We start from the raw sequence: 22,319 nt of genomic DNA on the forward strand, positions 1-22,319 counted from the left end.
CGATGAAGACGCCCCGTATTGTCATTGTTGGGGGCGGAATCGGAGGCATGTTGTTGGCCACCCGCCTCGGTCGTCGGCTAGGCCGCAGCGACAAGGCCCACATCTGTCTGGTCGACCGTGAATTCACCCACGTCTGGAAGCCGCTGCTGCACACGATCGCCGCCGGCACGCGTGATGTTCACCAGCAACGCGTGCACTTTCTCGCGCATGCGCAACAGAACGGCTATCACTTTGAACCCGGTGAGCTGATCGGCGTGGCCCGGCACGCCCGCTATGCGCGCATCGGTCCGCTGCGCGATGCCGCCGGGGCCATCGCCGTAGGGCCCCGCGAGCTGCCCTACGACCTGCTGGTGCTCGCCTTGGGTAGCGGCGCCAACGACTATGGGACGCCGGGCGTGCGCGAGCATGCGTACTTTATCGACAGCCAGGCACAGGCCGATGCCTTCAATCAGGCCCTGCGCATGCAACTGCTGCGCGCAGCACTGCACGACACCGATGTCCGGATCGCCGTGGTGGGTGGTGGTGCCACCGGGGTGGAGCTGGCCGCTGAACTGAGCGATTTGATGGAACAAGCTTCGGGGCTGGGTGATGGGCAGATGCGGCAACGGTTGCGGCTGACCCTGTACGAAGGAGGCCCGCGGATCCTGGCGGCGTTTCCGGAGCGGATTTCCAAGGCCAGCACCATCATCCTGCATGGGTTGGGGTTCACGATCCGCACGGGCGCCCGGGTGCAGGCGCTCACCGAAGGCCACGTCATACTGGAACAAAGCGAGACGCAGCCTGCGGACCTGGTAGTTTGGGCGGCCGGAGTCAAAGCGCCGAGCGTGTTGACGCAGGTGGCCGGGTTGTCCGTGAACCGTCTGCAGCAGGTGGAGGTCATGCCCAACCTGCAAGCCAGCATGGATGCGCGCATCTTCGCTTTGGGCGATTGCGCCAGCCTGAATCCCCCGGACACCGAGCGTGCCTTGCCGCCCACCGCACAGGTCGCGGCCCAGCAGGCCGAACATCTGGCGCGCCACATTGAGGATGCGCTGCATGGAGGCACGGTGCCGCCCTTCCGATACCGTGACCAAGGTGCGCTCGTGTCGCTGGGCAAGTACAGCGCCTACGGCACGTTGGGCGCGGCGGGACTATACCCGGGGTACTTCATCCGCGGGCGTCTGGCCCAATTCGGTCATGCCTGGCTGCATCGGCGCCACCAAGTCAGCATCCTGGGCTGGGGCCGAGCCCCGCTGGCCTGGCTGGCCGAAGCGACCAATGCCTGCGCCCATCCCCCCATCCGACTGAGCTGAGCCCCATGTCATTGCCGATCGGGAATCTTCCCATCATCACGTGCGCTGCGCTTCGAGCGCTGGTCATGCTGTTGTGCGTGCCCTTCCTGGGGGGCCTGACCGGTTGCGCGATGGTCAAAGCCAAGCCAATGAAAGCCCAGCGCTATATCGAAACCAAGCGCGGCGACATCCTGACGACGGGCGAACTGAGTGCCTCCACCCGCCAGACCTTGAACATCTTGGGACTGGAGGAACGCTTCTGCCTTGCACAGCCCAAAGACTGCGCTGAGGAGCTGAGTGATGCTGATGGCACGTCCCGTGAGAGCGGCCTGGCCGCCGCTGCCGAGGTGTGGATGTCCCGGGCCTTGGTTGTGGGCACGACGGCAACAGGCAGCGCACACGATGACAAACGGCTCTCGGCCTGGCTTGAGGTGGCGCGCCATGCCTATGCCTACCTCTTCTTTACCGAGCGCACGCCAGCCGAGCGGGGATTGGAGGAGCGGCAAACTCAGGTTCGCGACTATTACAACTATGCCGTCGAGCGCGTGGTCACCACCGTCTTTGCGCAAGTCAAAGAGGGCAACCAAGACGCCATGACCACCGGTGTGTTGCCTGCGCCCGCGCCCTGGACCCTAATGCTGCAACTGGACCAGGTCGAGCAGCAGGGCAGGCTCGCCATCCCCGAGGCGATGCTGCCTGCTTCAGCGCTGCGGTTCAAAGGCATCCGCAACCAGTACCGCCGCGATGGTTTTGGTACGGAGATGGTGGCGGTGATGGCCGATGAGCCGGTCGATCTGGAAATGGGCGAGGACCTGGCGGTACGCCCAGGACACGTGAGCTTCATGCCCACACCAAACGTCACGCTCGTACTGCGTTTCGATGGTCGCTCGTTGTCCGAGGTTCTGGGCACCTCTGCGGTCACCCTGCACGCGTTGGATCCGCTGTTGCACACGGACATCGCGCTGGGCAGCTTCAACGTGCCGCTGGCGGCCAACTACACCGCCGGTTACGGCGTCTGGCTGGCCCAGTCCGGTTTTGCCGGCAATTCGTTACGCACCCTGTTTGGCATGAAAGCAGGATTGGAGCGCCCGCACCTGTTTCTGTTGCAGCCCTACGATCCGCAGCGCCGGGTGCTGCTGCTGATCCACGGCCTGGCGAGCAGTCCGGAGGCATGGGTGAATCTGGGCAACGATGTGCTGGGCGATGAAGCGCTGCGCAAGCATTACCAAATCTGGCTGATGTACTACCCCACCAATCTGCCGCTGGCCTACAACCACATGGCCGTCAGGGCGACGGTGCTTCGAGCGCTCAATCACCTCGATCCGGAGCGCGATGATCCTGCATCACGGCAGATGGTCCTGGTCGGCCACAGCATGGGCGGGGTGATCTCGCGCTTGATGGTCTCGACCACCCAGGGCGATCGCCTGTGGAAGGGACTGGCGATGGACCAGCTGCCCGAGGGTGTGGATCCGGCACAGGTTCGCAGTGAGGTCGGACCGCTGCTGACATTTGACTTCATGCCCGAAGTCGGCGCGGCCGTCTTCATCGCAGCGCCGCACCGGGGAAGTCCCAAGGCCAACGGCATGATGGCCGCCTTGGTCCGCAAGCTGTCGCGCGTGCCTTTGGCGCTGCAGGAGCGCTATCAACACACCGCGCAGATCGCCACGGATCTACCGGACAGACTTCCCTTGAGTATCGACAATCTCAGTGAAGGGGATCCCTTCATCAGGGCGATCGCCGATCTGCCGATGCGGCCGGGTCTGGAGTACCACTCGATCATTGCCCGCCAGAAGGAAGCCGGTCCGCTGGGCGATTCCAGTGATGGCGTTGTGCCTTATGCCAGCGCGCATCTGGACGGCGCGATGTCCGAGAATATCGTCACGCATGGTCACAGCGTCCAGGAAAATCCACAGGCGATCCTGCATCTTCGCCGGATCCTTCGTCGACTGGCGGATCAATGATGCCGATTACCTCCCTCGTTGGTGTGGCGGATGGGCTCAGGCCCAGTCTTGGTCGCCCATACGGCCTGAGGACGTTCATCAAAGTTCTCCCGCTGGTGGTGCTGGCAGTTCTGGCGTGGGTCAACCCCGCCAAAGCGATGCCGTGCCAGTCCCGGACCGTCCTGCCTCCCACCGTCAACTTCCGGGTCGACAATGATCTGATGGGTAATCAGGATCAAGGCTATAGCAATGGCGTGCAGCTAACGCTGGTCTCCCCCAATCTGATCGACTACACCGATGATCCTTGCCTGCCGCGGTTGGCGCGCCTGATCAACCGCCACCTAACCAAGCTCGCTCCTGCGGAGTTTGACCAGCAGAACATGGTGGTGACCTTCAGCCACGCGCTTTTCACGCCAACGGATTTCAATCGGACTGATCTCATTCGGGAGGATCGGCCTTATGCGGCCGCCGTACTGATTGGGCTGGGCTACAACACCCGTATCAAGGACACACTACGCACCACCCACCTCCAGTTCGGTCTGGTGGGTCCGTCGGCGCGGGGCAAGGAGGTGCAGAACGAAATCCATCGCATCATTGGGGACGAGCCGTTCCGTGGCTGGCAGCACCAGCTACGGGATGAACCGGTCTTTCGCATCGTCCATGAGCGCATGCAGCGTTATGCTCCTGAGCAAGGCGTATGGGGATGGGATGCGATCACCCACTATGGCGGCAGTCTGGGGAACCTGACCACCTACGCCAATGCGGGTGCCGAAGTCAGGGTGGGGCGTCACCTGCCTGATGATTTTGGCAGTACGCCTCTACGACCCGCAGGTGAGAACACGGCCCCGAGCAGGCGCCGTCCGTGGGGTTCTTTGCTGGGGATGCATCTGTTTCTGACTGTCGATGCACGATGGGTGTTGCGTGACATCACGCTGGACGGCAATACATTCAAGAACAGCCATAGTGTGGACAAGCGAGCTTTCGTTGGCGAAACCGGCATCGGTTTGGCTGTAACCAAAGGCCAGTGGAAGTTTGCGCTGGCCCGCTATGAGGTCACCCGCGAATTCGAAGGTCAGAAAGACACGCCAAAGTTCGGTAGTTTTACTATTAGCCGCGCTCTATAGTAGTACTGACGCCAATTTAGTTGGTTGGTGGACTCAATCATTGTTGATGGATGAGCGGACAGATACATTTGGCGCGGGGATGTACCGCGCTGGGGCGCGCCGTGATTGGCGCCTCCGGTCGGTCGAGCAATTTAGAACTGACAGGGGAAACGGAATGAAGATGACGTGGGGGCTGGCCTTGGGTCTGCTCGTATTGCCGATGACGGGATGCGCGAGCATGCAGGTGGATCGTGATCTCAAGCATGCCGAGCTTTCGCAGCAGTACCGTGGTGCCATCGCCCAGGTGACCGCACCGGATCCTACCGAGCCGTGCATCTCTCCCAATGTGGGCACGGCCTGGACCACGTTTGGGTTCGCGCCCAGTACGCCGATCGCCAAGCTTCCCAGCGGGATGAATGCAGCCGCGATATGCGTTCGCATCATTCGTGCGTTCGTTGATGAAATCAGTGTTCCCGTAACGAAGGATGGAGGGGAGCACATTGACTATGTTCCCACTCAAGTGATCTGCGAGTATCTTGCTCAGATCTTTGAACCAGCGCCCGGAGCTAGGCTAGGCGGTTTGATTTATCCGAGCGCCGTGCAAGTCGGCGGAAAGAATCTCGTTGTCTTTCCAGAGGATCGGTATCTGGGAAGCTACCATGGCGTAACTTTTGTCGGCGCTGGAAAATGAAGCCTTCGGGCAACAACAAAGGTATCGCGAAGTATTTTGCCTAAAAGCAGTGAATGGATCTGCGTCGGCGACGGGGTACGCGGCGATGTTGTCGCTGGGTCAGTTAAGCCGAACCTTCTGTGCACCCACGTCCAGGATGATCTGTGAGTACATCGGTCTGGGCGCTCTTACGCAGGGAACTCAACGAAGAGGTGACTGAAGGTGAACGTGGCAAAGCCGCCGGACTGTCGCACGTGCTGCGTGTCAAAGGTGGCCAGCCCCGGAAGTTCGCGCGAAGGCGCGCGCAAATGCGCACCATTGTCATCGGGAATCATGTGCAACAGTGCAAGGATGTCATCCTTGTTCATCGCGACCATCAAGGACTGGGTATCCTTGCGATGTCGCGGCGACTCGATGATGCCCACCATCAGCCCGAACGGCTGGCGTTTAGCGTACCCGTCGTCTTCCAGGAAGCGCCCCATCCCTTCCTTGCCGTAGAACGCCTTGCGGCTGGCGGAAGTGCCCTTGAGCTTCTTCCACTCAAAGGTTAGTGACAGCCCCTCTCGATCGCTGTGGTAGATGATGTCGGTGCGGTAGCCCTTCAGCGGTTTGAGCGTGACTGGATCCAGCTTGACGGATTGATCCTCGCCACCCCAGAACCCTTCCAGCCCGACCGTGTGGGCGTTGTCTTTCAGGATTTCCTTCAGCGCCAACGTTAGCTTGGGCTCGGTTTGTGCCCAGGAGAAGTGATAGAGCTTGCGGGCGGCCAGCTCATTCCAGGTCGCCAGCATGTACTCCACCACGCGCCCGGCAGATTGCGCAGGAAAGGCCTCGCGCCACGCATCCTTCAGACTCATGTAGCCGGTCCCTGCGCTGCGCCGGCGACCAATCGTGCTGCATCCTCTGAAGCCAAACCAATGCGCCACAACCTGCACGCAAGCGGCTTGACCAGGTAAGCACGATCTTCATGCAACACGCAGATATCGCTGCTGAGAAAGAGGTTATCGACAACCTCCATAGGCATTACTCCATCCTTGGCTAACCGTGCTACCAGTGCCTCGACCGCTTCTAGCGTCTGATTCTCCACCCGTGAAGCACGAGGACCGCCGGCGCTGTGGATCTTGACCTCGATAACGCCGACTCCGCGACGGGAGAATCGGCGCCCGGCATGCACGGTTACCTCAAACTGCCCCTTACCACGGCGCGCATCACGCATGCTCATCAGTTCGCGCTGCAGCGTACGGGCATACGCCAGCAGGCCACGCTGATCCGGAGCCGATTGCCAAGGCGTCACTTCAGCGCCATTGATGCTGCTTTGGCGGCTCGGCAGTGCCCATTGCGTGATGTCGTGGACCAAGCCGACTTCCATATCACTAAGGCCCATGTAGGCCATGACCAGTTCGTAGGCCTCACTCAGATCTGGCTCTTCGGGCACCAGGATCTGGTTGATCTGGCGCTCAAGCGCACGGGAAATGGTTGCCACCCGGCGCACGATCTTGCGCCGTTCAGGCGTGTCCGGCGGCGCTACAGGCAAGGCGCTGACCTCGGCGACGGTGATGCGCTCACGCTCACTGGAGGGAGAGAACGCGGTTTGCATAGCCAAGTAGCGCACTAGCGGCGATCGCAAGTAGATCGCCAGGAAGCGCAGCATGTCCTCGTCGCCCTCCTGTCCGCAGATGGCAGCCACGGTGTGCTGAAAGGAAAAGGCGCCCTCGGCGTAGGTTGCACGCATCTCCAGATCGCCAGACAGTCCGTCCGGGAAGAGCACACGAGGACCGCTGTAGATGGTTCCCTCGTGCGCCCCATAGGTGGTGACCGAGTCGATTTCCTTGGGGAAGCGGCTCAGCGAGGTCTCGGGCAACACCGGCCAATGGCGGGGGATTGCCCGTGCATTGAGGTAGGGCATCTTGCGAAAGCGGGCGGGACTGAGCTTCTCGGCGCTGCGGTCGGTCTTATGAAAGCCTTTACCGATGCGCCACTCGCGAGCCTCGGCCAACGCACCGATCGTCCCTTCACGCAACAGCTTGCGCACCAAGCGCACGTCGGCCTCCGTGCCCCAGGTGCGATGCCGAAGCACGGCGTTGTCCTGGATCAGGTCCTGGGTCTGCACGCGTGCTCGATCACTGGTGTGCAAAGTCAGCCGGCCGAAGGCAAGGCTGATGTCAACCTTGGGCACCCAATAGTCAAAGACCTCCGTCACCGGCACCACCGGCCGTGCGTCGGGATGGCGAGGATGGGCCACAACCACCACACAGCCATGGTCAGCAGCAGCGAACAGCTGTCGCCGCATGTCGCCAAAATTGACGATGCGCTCCGGTCGCACACGACTGAGCCAGTCAACCAGGAAGGGACGACTGGTCGGCGCCAACAGCAAGCTGGCTGGCAGAATCAGGACCAGGCGACCGGCCTGCTTGACCGAGTCCACGGCCCGCTGCGCGTAGGCGGCGGCTATCTGGCGGCGCACCAGCGCCCGTCCAGCGCGTTCGGCCCACGCCTCGTAGCTCAGCGCCCCCTGACCCTTGCCTGACAGTGCGGGCTCGCTCCACGGCGGATTGGACAGCAAAATCGAGAACGATGCCTTGCCGGCGAACGGATTGGCTGCGGCGAAGAAATCCCCTGACTTGCCAGCAATCAAGTTGCTGCCCAGCAACTCGGGCAGCTTGACGGCCGGATCACTGGTCAGCTCGGCCAGGTCGCGAGGCACCAAGTCCTCAAGCAAGGACAGATACAGACTGAAGGCCGTGACCCGACAGGCCGGCTCGGACAGATCCGAGCCGAAGATGCGGGCCTTGAGCAACTCGATCCGTTCGCTCAACGGCAGAGGAGCGCTGCGTCCGGCCTGGGCGTGCCCGAGCATGCGACGGAAGGCTGTGGTCAGCAGAATGCCCGAGCCGCACGCTCCATCAAAAACGGTTTCCTGCGACGGATCGGCGATGCCCTCGAAGGCCATATCCACGGTGAGCTGTGCCAGGTGGCGAGGCGTATAGAACGCGCCCAGCGCATCACGCTCCTCGCCCAAAAAGGTCTCGTAGATGCCCGAGAGCAACTCCACGGGAATGAAGCGAAAGTCGTAGTTCCACAACGAACCCTGGCCGGTGTGAAGGTCTACGCGCGCCATGAAACGATGCAGCACATCGAACGCCGCTACAGGCAGCGAGATCCATCCGGCTTCCTTGGCGACCTTCGCGGCCAGGAAGTCGCCATTGAAGTCCGCCTTGAGGCGCGTGAACAGCGCAATCAATCCCTGACGGTCTTCTGCTTCGATAAGCGCGGCCAGTTCGCCCACGCCGCGGTCCTGCCGATAGACATCGCTGATGACGCCGCGATGCTCCAAGTAAGAGACAAACAGCACCTGACCAATCAGGTACTGGGCGGCCTCTTTCGGTAAGCCCTGTTCGCGCAGCAACTGCACTGCCGCGCCTAGGTTGCGCAGCAGGTCATGATCAACGCGCTGTTCGGCACTGAACCAAGCCGGCACACGCTGGGCGATGTCGCCGGACTGGATGTCCTTGGCCGACCAACGGCCATCGGAGCTTGCAGCATCCAGCGCGAGCGCGATCGGCTTCTCATCACGCTGGGGCGAGTACGCACTGGCCGTGTCGTTTCCGACCTCAAGCACGATGGTGACCAGGTTCTGGTTCCAGATCCGCTGGCGGATCGCATCGATGCTCACGCCCGGCATGTTCTCGATGAATGCCACCGTGGGCGTGCCATCGACGTCGAACACGGCTTTGGCACGAATCAGGCCATCAGGCGCGAGCAGCGCACGAAGCTCGGTCGCATAGCGATGCGTGGCCGGCACATGTTCGCCGGCACGGAACAACGACGCGCCGTGCTGGGCGTAGCCGAGCTCGTGCAGCCAATGCTCAGTCCGTGCCTGTTCCATATCGTAGAGCCTAACCTGATGTCTCCCGACTATACCACATTAAATATGTATTGCAATGTGAATGCGGATAGTACATATAATGTGGACTATGAAGCCTGACCGCCAAGCCTTGGAGTCGTTGCCCTATGCGCAGCGGCAACGTCTGCAATTCGTAGAGTCGGTTGCCCAGTGGGAGGGAGTAGTCCAGCGCCAGCGCGTATGCGAGGTTTTCGATGTGTCCGCAAATCACGTCACACGCGACCTATCGCTCTATCGCTCGCTCAGCCCTGGAAATCTTGAGTACGATGTCTCGCGCAGGGCCTATCGCCCTACGGCCAAATTCCGTCCACTGTTTGCACTGGGAAGCGCCGACGAGTACTTGGCACTGCTCAAGCTCAGCCTCGAAACGCAGGCGCGCGCGGGCATTCCGACTTGGGCGGAGGGCATTCCTATCGTGGGGTTGCCGATGCCGCAGGGGGCGATCAACGGGCAGGTGCTCCGCGTCCTAACTAACACCCTGCGCGAGGGCGCTGGCGCCCAGATCGTCTACCAATCGCTGCGAACCCCTGAACCCACCGCTCGTCTGATCTGGCCTCACCACCTCGTGCACGTAGCCGGTCGCTGGCACGTACGGGCTTACGATGCCAAGCGCGAACGATTCGCTGATCTGGTGGTCGCGCGCATCACAGAAGCCTCATCCTCAGAGCAAGGCACGCCCGCGCAGGCCGCGCGCGATACGGAGTGGGAGACTGAGGCCACCGTAGAGGTGGTGCCCAATCCCAAGCTGTCTTCAGCCCAGCAGGCCATCATCGCGCGGGAGTGGGGTATGACCCTGACCCGACAGCAATGGTTATGGCCAGCCAAGATGCGGCGGGCCTTGATCCCTTACTTCCTTGAGCAGCACCATCTGCGACGGCCGGCTGCGCGCGCGCCCGTCATTGCTCGCAATCTGGACTCACTGCAGATCAGATCCTTTGAGGATCCGGAAGGCTAAGCACCTGCCAGAATGTCTTCGAGGGCGTAAGCCCTGTCTGCCAACCCAAGGCGCTGGGCGGGCGTCTTCTTGTCCTGTTGTCCCGCGTGATGAAAATTGTAGGAGACCCTCAGCAGGTCCAGCACTGCTTCCACTACCCAAGGTCGATAGGGGTTATTGCCCATGAATGTGCGTCCCGAGGCGCTGGCGCTGCTGATCGGACGTTCCAGCAGCGATTGGCGCCGACGCAGTACCATGAAGAAGCGATCTATGCCGTGCAGGCTGCCCCACAGGTGCAGATCGGCGCGCCGGGCATTGGTCAAGTCGGGGCGATCGGTCAGGTGCAGCAAAGACTTCTCAGGCTCACCTTGATTCGGCGATGGATGATCCATCCACCGATCCTGCCAGCGCTCCACGAAGCCTCGACGGGACAGGTGCTCTTCGAGGAAGCACCGGCTCGCCGCCTTCGGCTCGATGCCGCGCTCCTTGGCAAATCTGGCCATCCTCTGCTTGGCTTGAGCCACAGCCAAGCTCTTCATATCGATGGTCATGTCCTTGTTAATGCGCACCTGGAAGGTGTCCGCACGCCCGTCCACGATCCTCTCACGAAATGCGGTATGCGCAGCAGCCCGAAGCCCCGGATCAAGATCCATGTAGAGCGCCACGTGCGGACTGCCTGCTGTGAGTTGGGCAATCAGGTGAAGATGGCCGAAGATGCTGTAGTCATCACGCACCTTCATGCCACGGCCCGGCAGTTTCGTGTCATCTCCGCCCCACTTCGGGGACTGAATTTCCTCATCCAACTCGGCGACCGCTACTCCACGTTTCTTGGCCGCGCCATAGCGACGGCGCTGGATCATCTGCTGGGAATTCCAGTCACGCTTGAGCCAAAGCCGTGCGAAGGTCCTGAAAGGCGGCAGAATGCTGTAGTCATCGCACTCCAATGCCGCAAGTTCGATATCGCCAGGATCCAGTCGGCTGTCATAGTCTAGGTGCATGCCGAAAACATAGGACGATCGATTGTCCGCGGTACCCACGCCATGAAGGCGGGTGTTTCTGCGATCCGCACTGGTGCCCCAATTCAGCAAGTAGTCCTGCCGGTCAGTCGACAACAGCAACGGAGGGAGCGCTTTGCCCTGGAGCAGCTGACCTTCCTGCTCGCGGGAGAAGGCGCGCGCGCGCTCCGCAATGAACTCCAGCTTGGCGTAGAGCGTCTGCGGCCCGATCCCTGCCGTCTCACAGATGCGACGCATGGGCATCTTGTTGATCAGCAGGCGGTAAACCAAGGCATTGACTTCGGGCCTCTTCTGCCGAGGCGTGCTCGACGTGGGGATGGAGAATAGCCTTGTGCACTGTTTGCATCGGAATCGACGGGAGCCCGCCGAGGTGCTGCCAAACCCCTGGTACAGCTTGGGGTGGGTACTGACGGCCTTACCCCAATGAGCACACTCCTGGTCAGGACAGCCAGGCTCCGGGATGGGAGCAAGGTAGGCGCTCAGCCTCGCCAGTTCCTCCGCCACCGCCAGATTGCTCTTGAGTGGGAAGGACTCCTTGCACAGGCCACATGTGGCGGTAGGCATCAGCGCGCCAGCACCGCCGGTCATCACGTACGCAGGGTCTTGGGCCGCAGCGCTCCTATTACGCCGGTCTCGCTCGCCCGGGGTGACGCCAAAGTTCGTGCACAGGGTGTTCCGACAATAGTTCACCTGCAGGCCGGCCACCTCAATGGGCACCCGGCTGGGCCGTCGCAATTTCTCAATTTCCAAGAAAAATCAGCCCCACTGCCTGCTATGGGGCTGATTTTAACGCCTGGGCGTATCAACAGATAGTCGGAACGGCTAGCGCCATAGCGGGGCCTTTTGTTTCCCGGGTCACTTCTTCTTGCGGACGAAGCCGTAGATCACCAGCAGCAGGATGGCGCCGATCACCGAAGCAATGAAGCCGGTCGGTTCGCCGGGGCTGTACCAGCCCAGTGCGCCGCCGATAAAGCGGGCCAGGAGCGCGCCCAGTATGCCGAGCACGATGGTCATGAAGAAGCCGAGCTTGTCGTCGCCGGGTTTCAGCGCGCGTGCGAGCAGGCCGGCGAGGAAGCCGATCAGCAGGGTCCAGAGAATACCGCCACCAAAAATCTGTTCCATCGAATCGCTCCGGTTGGGAAGGTGTGGGGCGATGCGAGCCTAGCAGGCCTCAGTCTGGTGGGCTATCCCCGCGCATCGTGAACACAAGAACGCCGGGTTTCCCCGGCGTTTCTCATGCCTCAATCTGCCAGCCGATCAGCAGCAGCCGTGATCGCCGTGCTGCTCGCCGCCGGCCACGGCCGCCACGCCCGTCGTTTCGCCGCGCACGCTGGCGGCATGATGTTCGGCGACCACGCGCGCCACGCAGGCGGTGACCTTCTTGCCCATCGGGATGTGCAGGAATTCGTTCGGGCCGTGCGCGTTGGAATGCGGGCCGAGCACGCCGGTGATCATGAACTGCGCACCGGGGAACTTCTCGCCGAGCATGCCCATGAAGGGAATCGTGCCGCCTTCGCCCATGTACATCGCGGGCTTGCCGAAGAACTCACGGCTGGACGCATCAATGGCGTTCTCCAGCCAGGGCGACATCGCAGGCGCGTTCCAGCCCGTACTGGCTTTCTCCAGGTCCAGGCTGACCTGCGCACCGTTGGGCGGATCCTTTTCCAGCAGTTCCTTCAGCAACTGGCCGGCCTGCTTGCCTTCCAGGGTCGGCGGCAGGCGCAGCGACAGTTTCACCGACGTGTGCGGGCGCAGCACGTTGCCCGCCGAGGACAACGGCGGCATGCCGTCGACGCCGGTGACGGACAGGGCGGGGCGCCACGTGCGGTTGAGCACCAATTCGGCGAGGTCTTCCGCCATCGGCGTCATGCCGGGCAGGAACGGGAACTTGTCGAACACCGCCGTATCCAGCACGCGCGCGGCCTCCTGCGCCTGGGCCAAGCGGGCGGCCGGAATTTCCACCTGTAGACCATCCGGCAGGATGCGGCCGGTCTGCTCGTCTTCCAGACGCGACAGCAACTGGCGCAGCAGGCGGAAGCTGGAAGGCACGACGCCGGACGCATCTCCCGAGTGCACGCCTTCCTCGAGTACCTTGACCGTGAAGTTGCCGCCGGCCAGGCCACGCAGCGAGGTCGTGCACCACAGTTGCTCATAGTTGCCGCAACCAGAGTCCAGGCACACGACCAGTGAGGGCTTGCCGATGCGGTCGGCAAGGTGGTCGACGTAGGCGGGCAGGTCGTAGCTGCCGGATTCCTCGCAGGCTTCGATCAGCACCACACAGCGTGCATGCGGCACGCCTTGGTGTTGCAGCGCCTGGATGGCGGCCAGCGAACCGAAGATCGCGTAGCCGTCGTCGGCGCCGCCGCGGCCGTACAGCTTGTCGCCCTTGATGACCGGCACCCATGGTCCCAGGTCGTCGTCCCAGCCGGTCATCTCCGGCTGCTTGTCCAGGTGACCGTACAGCAACACCGTGTCGGCGCCGGTCTCCGGGCCAGTGGCCGGAATCTCGATGAAGATCAGTGGGGTGCGACCTTCCAGCCTGACGACCTCCACCTGCATGCCGGGCACCGACTGGGCCTTGGCCCAGCGTTCCATCAGCTGCACCGCCTGCTCCATGTAGCCATTAGCAACCCAATCCTTGTCGAACATCGGTGACTTGTTCGGGATCCGGATGTATTCGACCAACTGCGGGACGATCTCGTCATCCCATTTCTCGGCAACGTATCGGTCGACTTTGGCGGTATCCATGGCAACTCCGGGCACTGAATGCGGTGACCCCCCATTCTACGCCCCGGCGGGTAGGACTTTTCCTACATCGCGACGGGGGGTTTACGGGCAGACCCGCGCGCTCCGGGGCGATACCTTGGTTGCCGTGGGCGCTGGAGACTTTCCACACCGTCGCAGGCGACGGGAACATGGCGGATACGGCGACGCGTCCGTCATCCATGGAGAGTCCAACGTCACAAGGAGAGTCGTCATGAAGTCGTTCATCCAGTTTGCCAAGGCCATCGCGCTGTCGTTGCTGTTGGTCGTGCCGGCGCTGGCGGCGGAGAAGGTCAACATCAATACGGCCGACGCCGCCGCGCTGGACCGGGTACTGGTCGGCGTGGGGCCATCCAAGGCTGCTGCGATCGTGGAGTACCGCAAGACCAATGGTCCGTTCAAGAGCGCTGAAGAATTGGCCATGGTGAAGGGCATCGGCCTGAGTCTGGTGGAGCAGAACCGGGACCGGATCGAACTGCGCAGTGGCGCGGCGCAAGCCAAGCCTGCTGCCGCGAGCGCAGCCAAGCCGAAGCCGGTGGCCAGGCGTTGATCAATTCTCGCGCGAGGCAGCTCCACAGGACGTGGACACCTCGCGCAGGGGGCAGGAGGCCGGGGGGAACCAGGCAGGATGCCGACAAGGACGTACCTATCGCGCGATGAATGCGCAAGGGCCAGGCTGGAGCCTGGCGCCAGGCAGGAGGCCGACACGGAGGTAAACATCGCCCGGGCGCGCGAAACGCGTCCGGGCGATGTGCTTTCCGGGGGGGGTATGCGTCGACATGGGTGGCGATTCCGATAGCGCTAGAATCGCGCTTCGGATTCGGGGGTCCCATGTTCGATAGATCGCACGTCATTCCAGCGAATGAGTATCGGCGCGAGCGCTGGAAGAACAGCCTGGGATGGACGCGCGAGATCGTGCGGGTTCCCGACGATGCCGCTTGGCATTGGCGGTTATCGATCGCGGAGATCGAGCGTGATGCGGCGTTCTCGTCATTCCCTGGCATCGATCGGGAGCTGGTACTGCTGAGCGGAAACGGACTTCGTCTGCGCTTCGAGGATGGCCGATGTGTTGAGCTGTTACCTCCACACGAGCGCACCCGTTTCCGCGGCGAAGAGGGCGTGATAGGTGAGCTCGTCGACGGAATCACCCACGATTTCAACCTGATGTGGCGGCGCGATACGGTGCGTGCGGAACTGTTCCACCGCCCGCTGGTCGGTCCGATGCTGTTCTTCGCCGAGCCTGGCGTTACCTGGGCTATTCATCTGCTCGCCGGGCAGGCCGAGTTCGACGTGGTGGACGATCTGCCGGCGCTATGGAGCGGGGATACCGCGCTGCTCGTCTCTACTGAGGGCCGCAAGCGTTACGCACTGCATGGCGGGGGGGAGTTGCTCGCCATTCGCATCCAAACACTCGCGGCGGACGATATTTCGCCTTGATGGCGGGTCAGTAGACGTCGCGACGATAACGGCCCGCGGTCAGCAGGTCTTCCACCTGCGCGTCGCCCAACATATCGCGCAACACCTGGTCAACGCCGGGCGCCATGCCCTCCAGGCTGCCGCAGACATAGAGCGCTGCGCCGGCACCGATCCAATCGCGCAGCGTCTCGGTATGCGCCCGCAGTGCGTGCTGTACATAGCGATGCGGGTCGCCATCTCGGGAGAACACGAGGTCCAGCCGTTCCAGGTGTCCATCCGCCTGCCAGCGTTCGAGTTCGTCGCGATGGAAATAGTCGTGCGCCCGTTGTCGTTCGCCGAACAACAACCAGTTGCGATGAGCGCCCGCGTGCGAACGCGCGCGCAGATGCGCGCGCAGTCCTGCCAGTCCGGTGCCGTTGCCGATCAGGATCATCGGTACGTTTGCGGACGGTGCGTGGAAGTTGGGGTTGCGGCGGATACGCAACGCGATGCCATCGCCGAGTGCCGCGCGTTGGCAAAGCCAACCGCTTCCCAAACCGGGTGAGCCGTCATCGCGCATCATCAGGCGTACGAGCAGCTGCAACGTACCGTCCGTTGGGATCGAGGCGATCGAGTACTCGCGGTGCGGAAGCGGCAATGCGGCGTCCGCCAATGACTGCGGCGTGGTGTCTGGTGAAGTGAGCGTCGCCGACGGCCATTGGCTGCGCGCGATCACATCCGCGAGGGTGAAGGTCTCGTCTTGCCAAGTCACGCGCGCTTCCGGTGGAAGACCTCGCGATGCGAGGAAAGCGTCGACGTCCGCGCGGGCATGCCGTGGACCGATCTCGACGATATCGCCAGCCGTCCAATCAGGCGCCGTTCCTGAAGGAGGCGCAAGGGCGAGATGGAAGGCGCTGCCGCCGATACTGCCGGGATTGAGCTCCAGGCGTTCGACCAGTGTCCAGTTTGAGTATCGAGGTGCATCCCAGTCGGGCAGGTCGGTGCCACCGCTGATCTGCCCCAGGTGATGCTGCCAGTGGCGGAGCGCGCCATCGTCGGCGTTGTCGACTTCGACGAGATCGAACAAGGGCTGTGCGGCGTGCCGACGCAGCCAGTCGTCGAGTTGATGGCCGAAGGCGCAGAAATGCTGGTATTCCCGGTCGCCCAACGCAAGAACGGCATAACGCAGGTTGGCCAGCGTGGCGGATTTCCCCATCACCGAGCGCACGAAACCCAATGCCGGGTCCGGCGGATCGCCCTCGCCGGTCGTGCTGACGATGAACAACGCCTGCCTGATGGCGGCCAATCGTTCGCCATCCAGGTGTTCCAGCGCCGCGCGCTGCACCGGCATGCCCGCCGTGTGGAGCGAGGCCGCGGTCAGGTCCGCCAGCTCGAGAGCGAAGCCGGTCTGGCTGGCGTGCACCACCCATGTCGCATCATGCGACACGGCATCGCCGGGCAACATCGCGCGATCCCGCCGGTGTGCAAACCACAGCCATCCTGCCGTCAGGCCGACATAGGCGAGCAACGCCACGCCCGCCGCGGCCCACCGGCTTGTCGCGGGCGTCGCCAGCCACCAATCGCCGCCCTGCCAAGACGCCATGAGTCCGCCGGCCGCAGCCAACGCCAGCAGCGCGATGCCATTGCCCGCGCGAGCGCGGAGGCCGGATCCGGCAGGTGGCGGACTCATGGGTCGAGATGCCGTTCGAAGGCGGGTGTTGCGCGCTCCAGTAGACCTTCGGGCGTCCGTTCGAGGAAGCGTGCGGCAAGGCCGAGCGCAGAGGCATGTGCCAGGCCTGCATCGGTGCCCATCACGGTCAGCGCCGTCGCCCAGGCATCGGCGTGCATCGCCGTCTCCGCGACGACCGTGACAGCCGCTGCGACATCATGGACCGGGGCACCGGTGCGCGGATCGATGGTGTGCGAATAGCGGGTACCGTCACGCTCATAGGCGTGCCAACGATCGCCCGACGTCGCGACCGCTACGCCGTCCAGAACCAGCACGCGGGGCTCCAGCCCCTCGTTGTCGGCTTCTTCGTCGGGAGAAGACTCGACCAGCACCCGCCACGGTTGTCCATCGACCTTGCGGCCGTAACCGTAGAGTTCGCCGCCGACTTCGACGAGGGCGCTCTCGATGCCGCGCTGGCGCAGCAGCGAAGCCACCAGGTCGACGCCATAGCCCTTGGCGATGGCCGAGAGGTCAAGGGTGATGCCGCCGCGCTGGAGCGCGCGACCGGCCACTTGATCGAGCGACAGTTGCTTCCAGCCGACACTCCTCCGTGCATGCGCAAGCGCAGCATCGGACGGGCGCGCGCGGACACCGGCGTGCGCGCCGAAACCCCACGCGGCGACAAGCGGCGACACGGTGGGGTCGAAAGCGCCGTCGCTACGCGCGGCGACGTCCAGTGCGGCGGCGAGCACGTTGGCGAAGTCTTCGGGCAACGGGAACCACGTGCCGGCATCCGCACGATTGAAGCGGTTGATGTCCGAATCCGGCTCCCAGGTGCTCATCTGCGCCACCACGCGATCCAGCCGCGATTGCACGGCATCATGCAAGGCGTGGAGATCCCAGCGAGCAGACGTGTGGAAGCGCACGGACCAGGTCGTGCCCATCGTCTGCCCATGCAGGGCCTGCGCGGGCACGTTCGGTGCAGGAGGAGTGGGGAGAGTCGCGTTCATGCCGAAACGCCGCCGGATCGGATCCGGCGGCGCGGTGCGGATTACTGCGGCAGCACTTCCAGCGTGGCCACGTAGCTCAGGCGACGCTGCTTGGCCTGCGGGATCGTGGTCTTGGTGTCTTCCGTGCCGGTTTCCAGCCAATACATGCCGGCTTCCGGCCACGTCACGCTGAATTCGCCGTTGGCGTCGGTGGTGACCTTGATCTCTTCCTGCGCATTGCGATAACGGGTGCCACCGCGGGTGATCTCGAACTCGAGCCCGGCGGCGGGTTTGCCATCGACCAGCATCTTGAACTTCGCCGCTTCACCGGCGAACAGATCGTTGGGGTGCGTCACCGGAACCAGTTCGAGACCTTCACCCGTCGCCGTCAGCGCGGTGTCGTTCGGCGAGCCGTTGGTCACGAAGGTTTCGACGCGACCAAGCGACTGCGAGACCTGCAGGTTCTTCGCGTCCTTCGGCACCTTGGTGGCGAGGTCTTCGGGCTTGGCGCCGCGCAGGCCGGCCGGCTTGCCGTCAGCGCCCTCCCAACGGACCATCAGGCCCTTGTTGACGGTCGCGATGCGGTAGGTGCCCTGCTGCTTCAGTTCGACATCGAACACGGTGCGGTATTTGCCGGTGGCGAGGTTCTGCGCTTCCGCGGCGCTGCCGTCCGGCGCAGTGATGACCAGGCCTTCGGTGCGCAGCGGCACATGGTTGAAATAGAACAGGTCGTTGGACACGGCAGCATCGACCGTGATCCACGGGTTGGTGCCGGCGATGACCGTCTGCGACGGCATCATCCAGGCTTTGTGCGCCAGGGCGCTGGCGGGAATGACGGAGGCCAGGGCGATGGCCACGGCGAGGGAACGCTTCATCGGAATCTCCAGCTGCGTACGTGGAAGGGAATCAGGGCTTGACGGTCAGCGTGACGGCACCGAGTTCGGTGGTGCCCTGCGCCTTGCCAGTCTGTGGCGGTTTCTTGGCCGGCCAGCTGAAGGGGATCTTCAGCAGCTCGCGGCCGCCGACTTCGCGCGCAGCTTCGACGACGAGGGTGTACTCACCCGGCGCCAGTTTGGCGAGTTCGGGCTGCTTGTCGGTAAAGCTCAGCGCATGCTTGCCCACCGGCTTGGTCGGACCCGTCACGCCATCCACCGGCACCTTCAACGTGCGCCCGGACTTGCGCCACCACTGGCGCATGTCGGGCAGCCACTTCGTGCCATGGCCTTCGGCGGTATCGCGTTGCTGGTACCAGACCGACAGATTGGCGGCGACCTTCTGGTCCGCGCCCTCGACCCAGATCGCCACGTAAGGACGGTGGTACTCGGCGACATTGAGCTTGGGAACTTCGACGCTGATGTCCAGGGTGGCGGCATACGCCGGCGTGGCCAGCAGGCCGCTGAGCGCGATGGTCAGCGTGGTGTGGACGGCGATCTTCGACATGCGGTCACTCGTGGGTTCGTGGAAGGGGGTCAATGGATGAAGAGCAGGGCGATCAGCAGCGGTACCAGCAGGCCCAGGCCGACCATCGGCCAGGTCATGCGGCGCTGGCGCCCGTGCAGGTAGAGCAGGAACAGGCCGGTGATGCAGAACACCAGGCAGGCGACCGCGAAGATGTCCAGGAACCAGCTCCACGCGGTGCCGGCATTGCGGCCCTTGTGCAGGTCGTTGAAGTAGGAGATCCAGCCGCGGTTCGTGCGCTCGAACTCCACGGCGCCGGTTTCACGATCGATGCTCAGCCAGGCGTCGGTACCCGGGCCGGGCATCGAGAGATAGACCTCGACATCGGACCATTCGGCCTGCCGTGCGCCGATGGCGATCGCGAGTTCGTCTTCCAGCCAGCCCGCGACGGGCGGGGGAAGCGGCGCATTGCCTTCCTGCCGGTCGCCCAGGCCCGCGAGCACCGTCGCCGGCAGCGTGGCCGTGCGGTTGCTGACCTCGGGCTTGGCCTCGATCCGCGCCGCGTGGTTGAGCGTGATGCCGGTGATCGTGAACAACAGCATCCCCACCAGGCAGACTGCCGAGCTGATCCAGTGCCACTGGTGCAGCGTGCGCAGCCAGAAGCCGCGGCGTTGCTGTTGCAGGGCAGGGGAGGCGGTTGGGGACAAACAGGGTCTCGATAGCGTGGAAGCAGGGCGGCCATTACATCACAGATGAGAATGGCTCTCAATTGAAGGGCGTTCCCCTCCCGGCCCGGAGGGGAACGCGCCGAGACGTCAGAAGTTGACGTTGAAGCTCAACCAGACGCTGCGTGCCTTGTCCTTGTTGTTGTAGTCGTCCTGGGCCGAAAGCGTGTAGGTGCCGTCGTTGTTGTCGACGAACGAGTACTCGTAGCTGGTGAAGTCGCGGTCGAGCAGGTTGTTGATGCGGGCATTGATCGTCAGCCAGTCGGTGGCCTTGTACGCAGCGCCAAGGTGGAACACTTCATAGTCCTTCCAGTACTGCGGGGCGCCGGTGACGGCGTCCACGCCGCGATAGCGCTTGGAGCGGACTTCCGCGCTCAGGAACAGGTTGAACCTGTCGGTCGTCTGCCAATCGAGCGTGGCGTTGGCCATGTGCTTGGCGCTGTTGCCCAGCGGAAGGCCGCGCGACGGACCACTCTTCTGCTCGCTGTCCGTGTAGGTGTAGTTGGCCCGGAGCCCGAACCGCTCGCTGATCTGCCAGCGTCCGGCCAGCTCGGCGCCCTGCACTACGGCCTCGTCGATGTTCACCGGCACGCTGCCGCTGACATAACCGAGGTCGGCGTACTCGCCGGTGGGGCAGGCCAGCGCCAGTCCCACACCGCAGCTCTCGGTGGAGAGCTTGTCGTCGAATTCGTTGCGGAAAACGGTCGCGTTGAAGCCATGCCCATCCGGGTGCTGCCAGTACAAGGCCAGTTCCGTGCTGGTGCTGGTTTCCGGTTGCAGGTCGGGGTTGCCGAACAACGGCGTCGTGCCTTGGCCGCCAAAGCCGATGATGCCGTCGTACAACTGGGTGGTTTTCGGCGTCTTGAAGCCGGTGCTGATGCCGCCCTTCACCGTCCACTGGTCGCTAACCGTGTAGACGCCGTACAAGCGCGGGCTGAGGTGGTCCCCGAATACTTCATGGTCGTCGTAGCGCAAGCCGGCGGTGATCGCCAGCGGCTCGGTCACGCGCCAGGTGTCTTCAGCGAACACCGAGTACATGTTGTGCTCCTGCACCGCGCTCGGGGTGCCAGCCTCCATGCCGAAGACGCCGTCCTCCAGTTCGCCCCGGATCACCTGCGTGCCCAACACCAACGTGTGGTCGCCACGCCACTGCCACGGCATGTCCACCTTGGCATCCAGCGTGTACTGGCGGCTCTCCAGGGTGCGCTTGGGTCGCGGCAGGAAAGTCGATTCCGCCAGCGCGCGCCGATCGGCCAGGCTCATGCCCGCGTAGGCGCCCGTGCCATCGATCATCGCCAGCAGTTGTTCGCGCTCGGCCACGGTGAAGGGCAGCGTACGGCCGTCGTTGTTGGTGGCGATGTGCGCAAGCGAGACGAGGCTGTTGCCGAACGCCCACGTGCCCTCGTGCGTGAGCGACCAGCTTTCACGCGTGAATTCCTGGGTGGGGCCGTAGCCCACGCGCGGATTCGCACGCCGTCCCCAGGTGCCGCCATTGGCGGCGCAGGTACTGGCGTTCGTGCCGACCGCGCCAAGGCAGGCATTACCTGCGGACCAGATGCTGGCGATGCTGTCGACGGTGCCGACCGGATATTCCTCTGCCCCCGAGTCGTTGATCTTGGTGCTGTTGTCGTATTCCTGGCGCGAGGTGTCGTAATCGAACGTCAGGGTCTGGTTGTCCGATAGCGTCCAATCCAGGCTGAAACCGCCGGCCTTGTTGGTGTTGTCGACCGTCTTGCCACCGCTGCCGAAACCCAGGGGCCGGGTGTGGGTGACGCCGGCCGGATCGGTCACCGGGGCATACACCGGATTCGACGCATCGCGCTCATACCAGCTGCCGCGCGCGCTGAAGTCCAGCACGCCACGGACGAGCGGACCCGTGACGTAGAAATCCACCGTGGTGTCGTCGCCGAACTGGTCGTCGGTCTCGAAGGTGCGGCCGATCGTGGCCGAGGCGCTCCACGTGTCCAGGTTCTTCTTGGTGATCACGTTGATCACGCCGCCCATCGCATCCGCACCGTAGAGCGTGGACATCGGGCCGCGGATCACTTCGATGCGCTCGATCGCATCCAGCGGTGGGATGTGGTTGAACTGGTTGCCGGCGAAGTTGTTCGGGTAGATATCGCCATGGTTGTTCTGGCGCTTGCCGTTGACCAGGATCAGCGTGTAGTCCGAACCCATGCCGCGCATGGAAATCGAGCCTTGGCCGGTCTTGTCGCGCGTTTCGCCCACGTCGACGCCTTCCAGGTCGCGCACGGCATCCAGCAGGCTCATGTAGGGGCGCTTGGCGAGTTCTTCGCGCGTGATCACGCTGATGCTCGCGGGCGCGTCGGTGATTTTCTGTTCGAAGCCAGAGGCGGTCACCACCACGGTATCGAGCGTGTTGGCACCGGACGCATCCGGTGCGGTCTGGGCGACGACGGGCGCGGTCGCGAGGGCAAGCAGGGCGAGGGCAAGGCGGTTGCGGCGCAGCGGCGCGCGCACGGACGTACGAGTGACGTTCATGGGGTCTATAGGAGGGATGAAAGGAGGGGGCAGCCGTTAT

At 63.4% G+C, this 22,319-nt stretch carries 18 protein-coding genes; 7 read left to right on the top strand and 11 right to left on the bottom strand.

Annotation, left to right across the window (positions count from 1 at the left end; all coding sequences use genetic code 11):
* Positions 1-2: 2 nt before the first annotated feature.
* The 4 genes from ACSION_RS05985 (at position 3) to ACSION_RS06000 (ending at position 5,005) form a co-directional block, all read left to right on the top strand.
* Positions 3-1,292, top strand: coding sequence for an NAD(P)/FAD-dependent oxidoreductase (locus tag ACSION_RS05985; RefSeq protein WP_435305264.1), 1,290 nt, complete (start codon positions 3-5; stop codon positions 1,290-1,292).
* Between the two features lie 5 nt (positions 1,293-1,297).
* The gene (locus ACSION_RS05990; RefSeq protein WP_435305265.1) at positions 1,298-3,232 is read left to right on the top strand and encodes an esterase/lipase family protein; all 1,935 of its coding nucleotides are present in this window, start codon (positions 1,298-1,300) and stop codon (positions 3,230-3,232) included.
* Entirely contained in the window at positions 3,232-4,335 is a 1,104-nt protein-coding gene (locus ACSION_RS05995) for a lipid A deacylase LpxR family protein (protein ID WP_435305266.1), read from the top strand. Before ACSION_RS05990 ends, ACSION_RS05995 begins: the two co-directional genes overlap by 1 nt.
* A 154-nt stretch (positions 4,336-4,489) precedes the next feature.
* On the top strand, positions 4,490-5,005 hold the full coding sequence (locus ACSION_RS06000; RefSeq protein WP_435305267.1) for an RES family NAD+ phosphorylase: 516 nt from the start codon (positions 4,490-4,492) through the stop codon (positions 5,003-5,005).
* 167 nt (positions 5,006-5,172) lie between these two features.
* Here the strand turns inward: ACSION_RS06000 and ACSION_RS06005 are convergent, their stop codons facing one another.
* Complete coding sequence (locus ACSION_RS06005) at positions 5,173-5,841, bottom strand: hypothetical protein (protein WP_435305268.1); 669 nt, start codon at positions 5,839-5,841, stop codon at positions 5,173-5,175.
* Entirely contained in the window at positions 5,838-8,870 is a 3,033-nt protein-coding gene (locus ACSION_RS06010; RefSeq protein ID WP_435305269.1) for an N-6 DNA methylase, read from the bottom strand. The genes ACSION_RS06005 and ACSION_RS06010 overlap by 4 nt, the downstream gene beginning before the upstream one ends.
* 88 nt (positions 8,871-8,958) lie before the next feature.
* Here ACSION_RS06010 and ACSION_RS06015 point away from each other — a divergent pair, with 88 nt between their 5' ends.
* Entirely contained in the window at positions 8,959-9,843 is an 885-nt protein-coding gene (locus ACSION_RS06015; RefSeq protein WP_435305270.1) for a WYL domain-containing protein, read from the top strand.
* Here ACSION_RS06015 and ACSION_RS06020 read toward each other — a convergent pair.
* The 3 genes from ACSION_RS06020 to ACSION_RS06030 all read right to left on the bottom strand — a co-directional run bounded on the left by ACSION_RS06020 (position 9,840) and on the right by ACSION_RS06030 (position 13,586).
* Positions 9,840-11,108, bottom strand: a complete 1,269-nt coding sequence (locus ACSION_RS06020) for a hypothetical protein (RefSeq protein ID WP_435305271.1) — start codon at positions 11,106-11,108, stop codon at positions 9,840-9,842. The two genes, ACSION_RS06015 and ACSION_RS06020, sit on opposite strands and share 4 nt — an antisense overlap.
* Positions 11,109-11,693: 585 nt before the next feature.
* Entirely contained in the window at positions 11,694-11,960 is a 267-nt protein-coding gene (locus ACSION_RS06025; RefSeq protein WP_093300722.1) for a GlsB/YeaQ/YmgE family stress response membrane protein, read from the bottom strand.
* A 135-nt stretch (positions 11,961-12,095) separates the two neighbouring features.
* Positions 12,096-13,586, bottom strand: a complete 1,491-nt coding sequence (locus ACSION_RS06030) for a M20 family metallopeptidase (protein WP_435305272.1) — start codon at positions 13,584-13,586, stop codon at positions 12,096-12,098.
* A gap of 229 nt (positions 13,587-13,815) precedes the next feature.
* Between ACSION_RS06030 and ACSION_RS06035 the strand changes: the two genes are divergently transcribed.
* Together ACSION_RS06035 and ACSION_RS06040 are read left to right on the top strand one after the other, a co-directional pair.
* A complete protein-coding gene (locus ACSION_RS06035) occupies positions 13,816-14,151 on the top strand; it encodes a ComEA family DNA-binding protein (RefSeq protein WP_435305273.1) in 336 nt (111 codons plus the stop codon).
* Positions 14,152-14,432: 281 nt separating this feature from the next.
* Entirely contained in the window at positions 14,433-15,038 is a 606-nt protein-coding gene (locus ACSION_RS06040) for a HutD/Ves family protein (RefSeq protein WP_435305274.1), read from the top strand.
* A gap of 7 nt (positions 15,039-15,045) precedes the next feature.
* On the opposite strand, the gene ACSION_RS06045 is transcribed toward ACSION_RS06040, so the two are convergent.
* From ACSION_RS06045 to ACSION_RS06070, 6 genes are all read right to left on the bottom strand, one after another.
* Complete coding sequence (locus tag ACSION_RS06045; protein WP_435305275.1) at positions 15,046-16,686, bottom strand: sulfite reductase subunit alpha; 1,641 nt, start codon at positions 16,684-16,686, stop codon at positions 15,046-15,048.
* Complete coding sequence (locus ACSION_RS06050) at positions 16,683-17,675, bottom strand: FAD:protein FMN transferase (RefSeq protein WP_435305276.1); 993 nt, start codon at positions 17,673-17,675, stop codon at positions 16,683-16,685. Before ACSION_RS06050 ends, ACSION_RS06045 begins: the two co-directional genes overlap by 4 nt.
* 41 nt (positions 17,676-17,716) lie before the next feature.
* Positions 17,717-18,529, bottom strand: coding sequence for a DUF4198 domain-containing protein (locus ACSION_RS06055; protein ID WP_435305277.1), 813 nt, complete (start codon positions 18,527-18,529; stop codon positions 17,717-17,719).
* 31 nt (positions 18,530-18,560) lie between these two features.
* Positions 18,561-19,094 (bottom strand): DUF2271 domain-containing protein, encoded by a 534-nt coding sequence (locus ACSION_RS06060; protein WP_435305278.1) that lies wholly within the window; start codon positions 19,092-19,094, stop codon positions 18,561-18,563.
* A gap of 29 nt (positions 19,095-19,123) precedes the next feature.
* Positions 19,124-19,759, bottom strand: coding sequence for a PepSY-associated TM helix domain-containing protein (locus ACSION_RS06065; protein ID WP_435305279.1), 636 nt, complete (start codon positions 19,757-19,759; stop codon positions 19,124-19,126).
* A gap of 108 nt (positions 19,760-19,867) precedes the next feature.
* Positions 19,868-22,279: a TonB-dependent receptor domain-containing protein gene (locus ACSION_RS06070; protein ID WP_435305280.1), complete on the bottom strand. Its 2,412-nt coding sequence runs from the start codon at positions 22,277-22,279 to the stop codon at positions 19,868-19,870.
* Positions 22,280-22,319 lie beyond the last annotated feature (40 nt).

The organism is Pseudoxanthomonas sp. LjRoot125 (genome assembly GCF_964252705.1).
In the GTDB taxonomy this organism is placed as follows: Bacteria; Pseudomonadota; Gammaproteobacteria; order Xanthomonadales; family Xanthomonadaceae; genus Pseudoxanthomonas_A.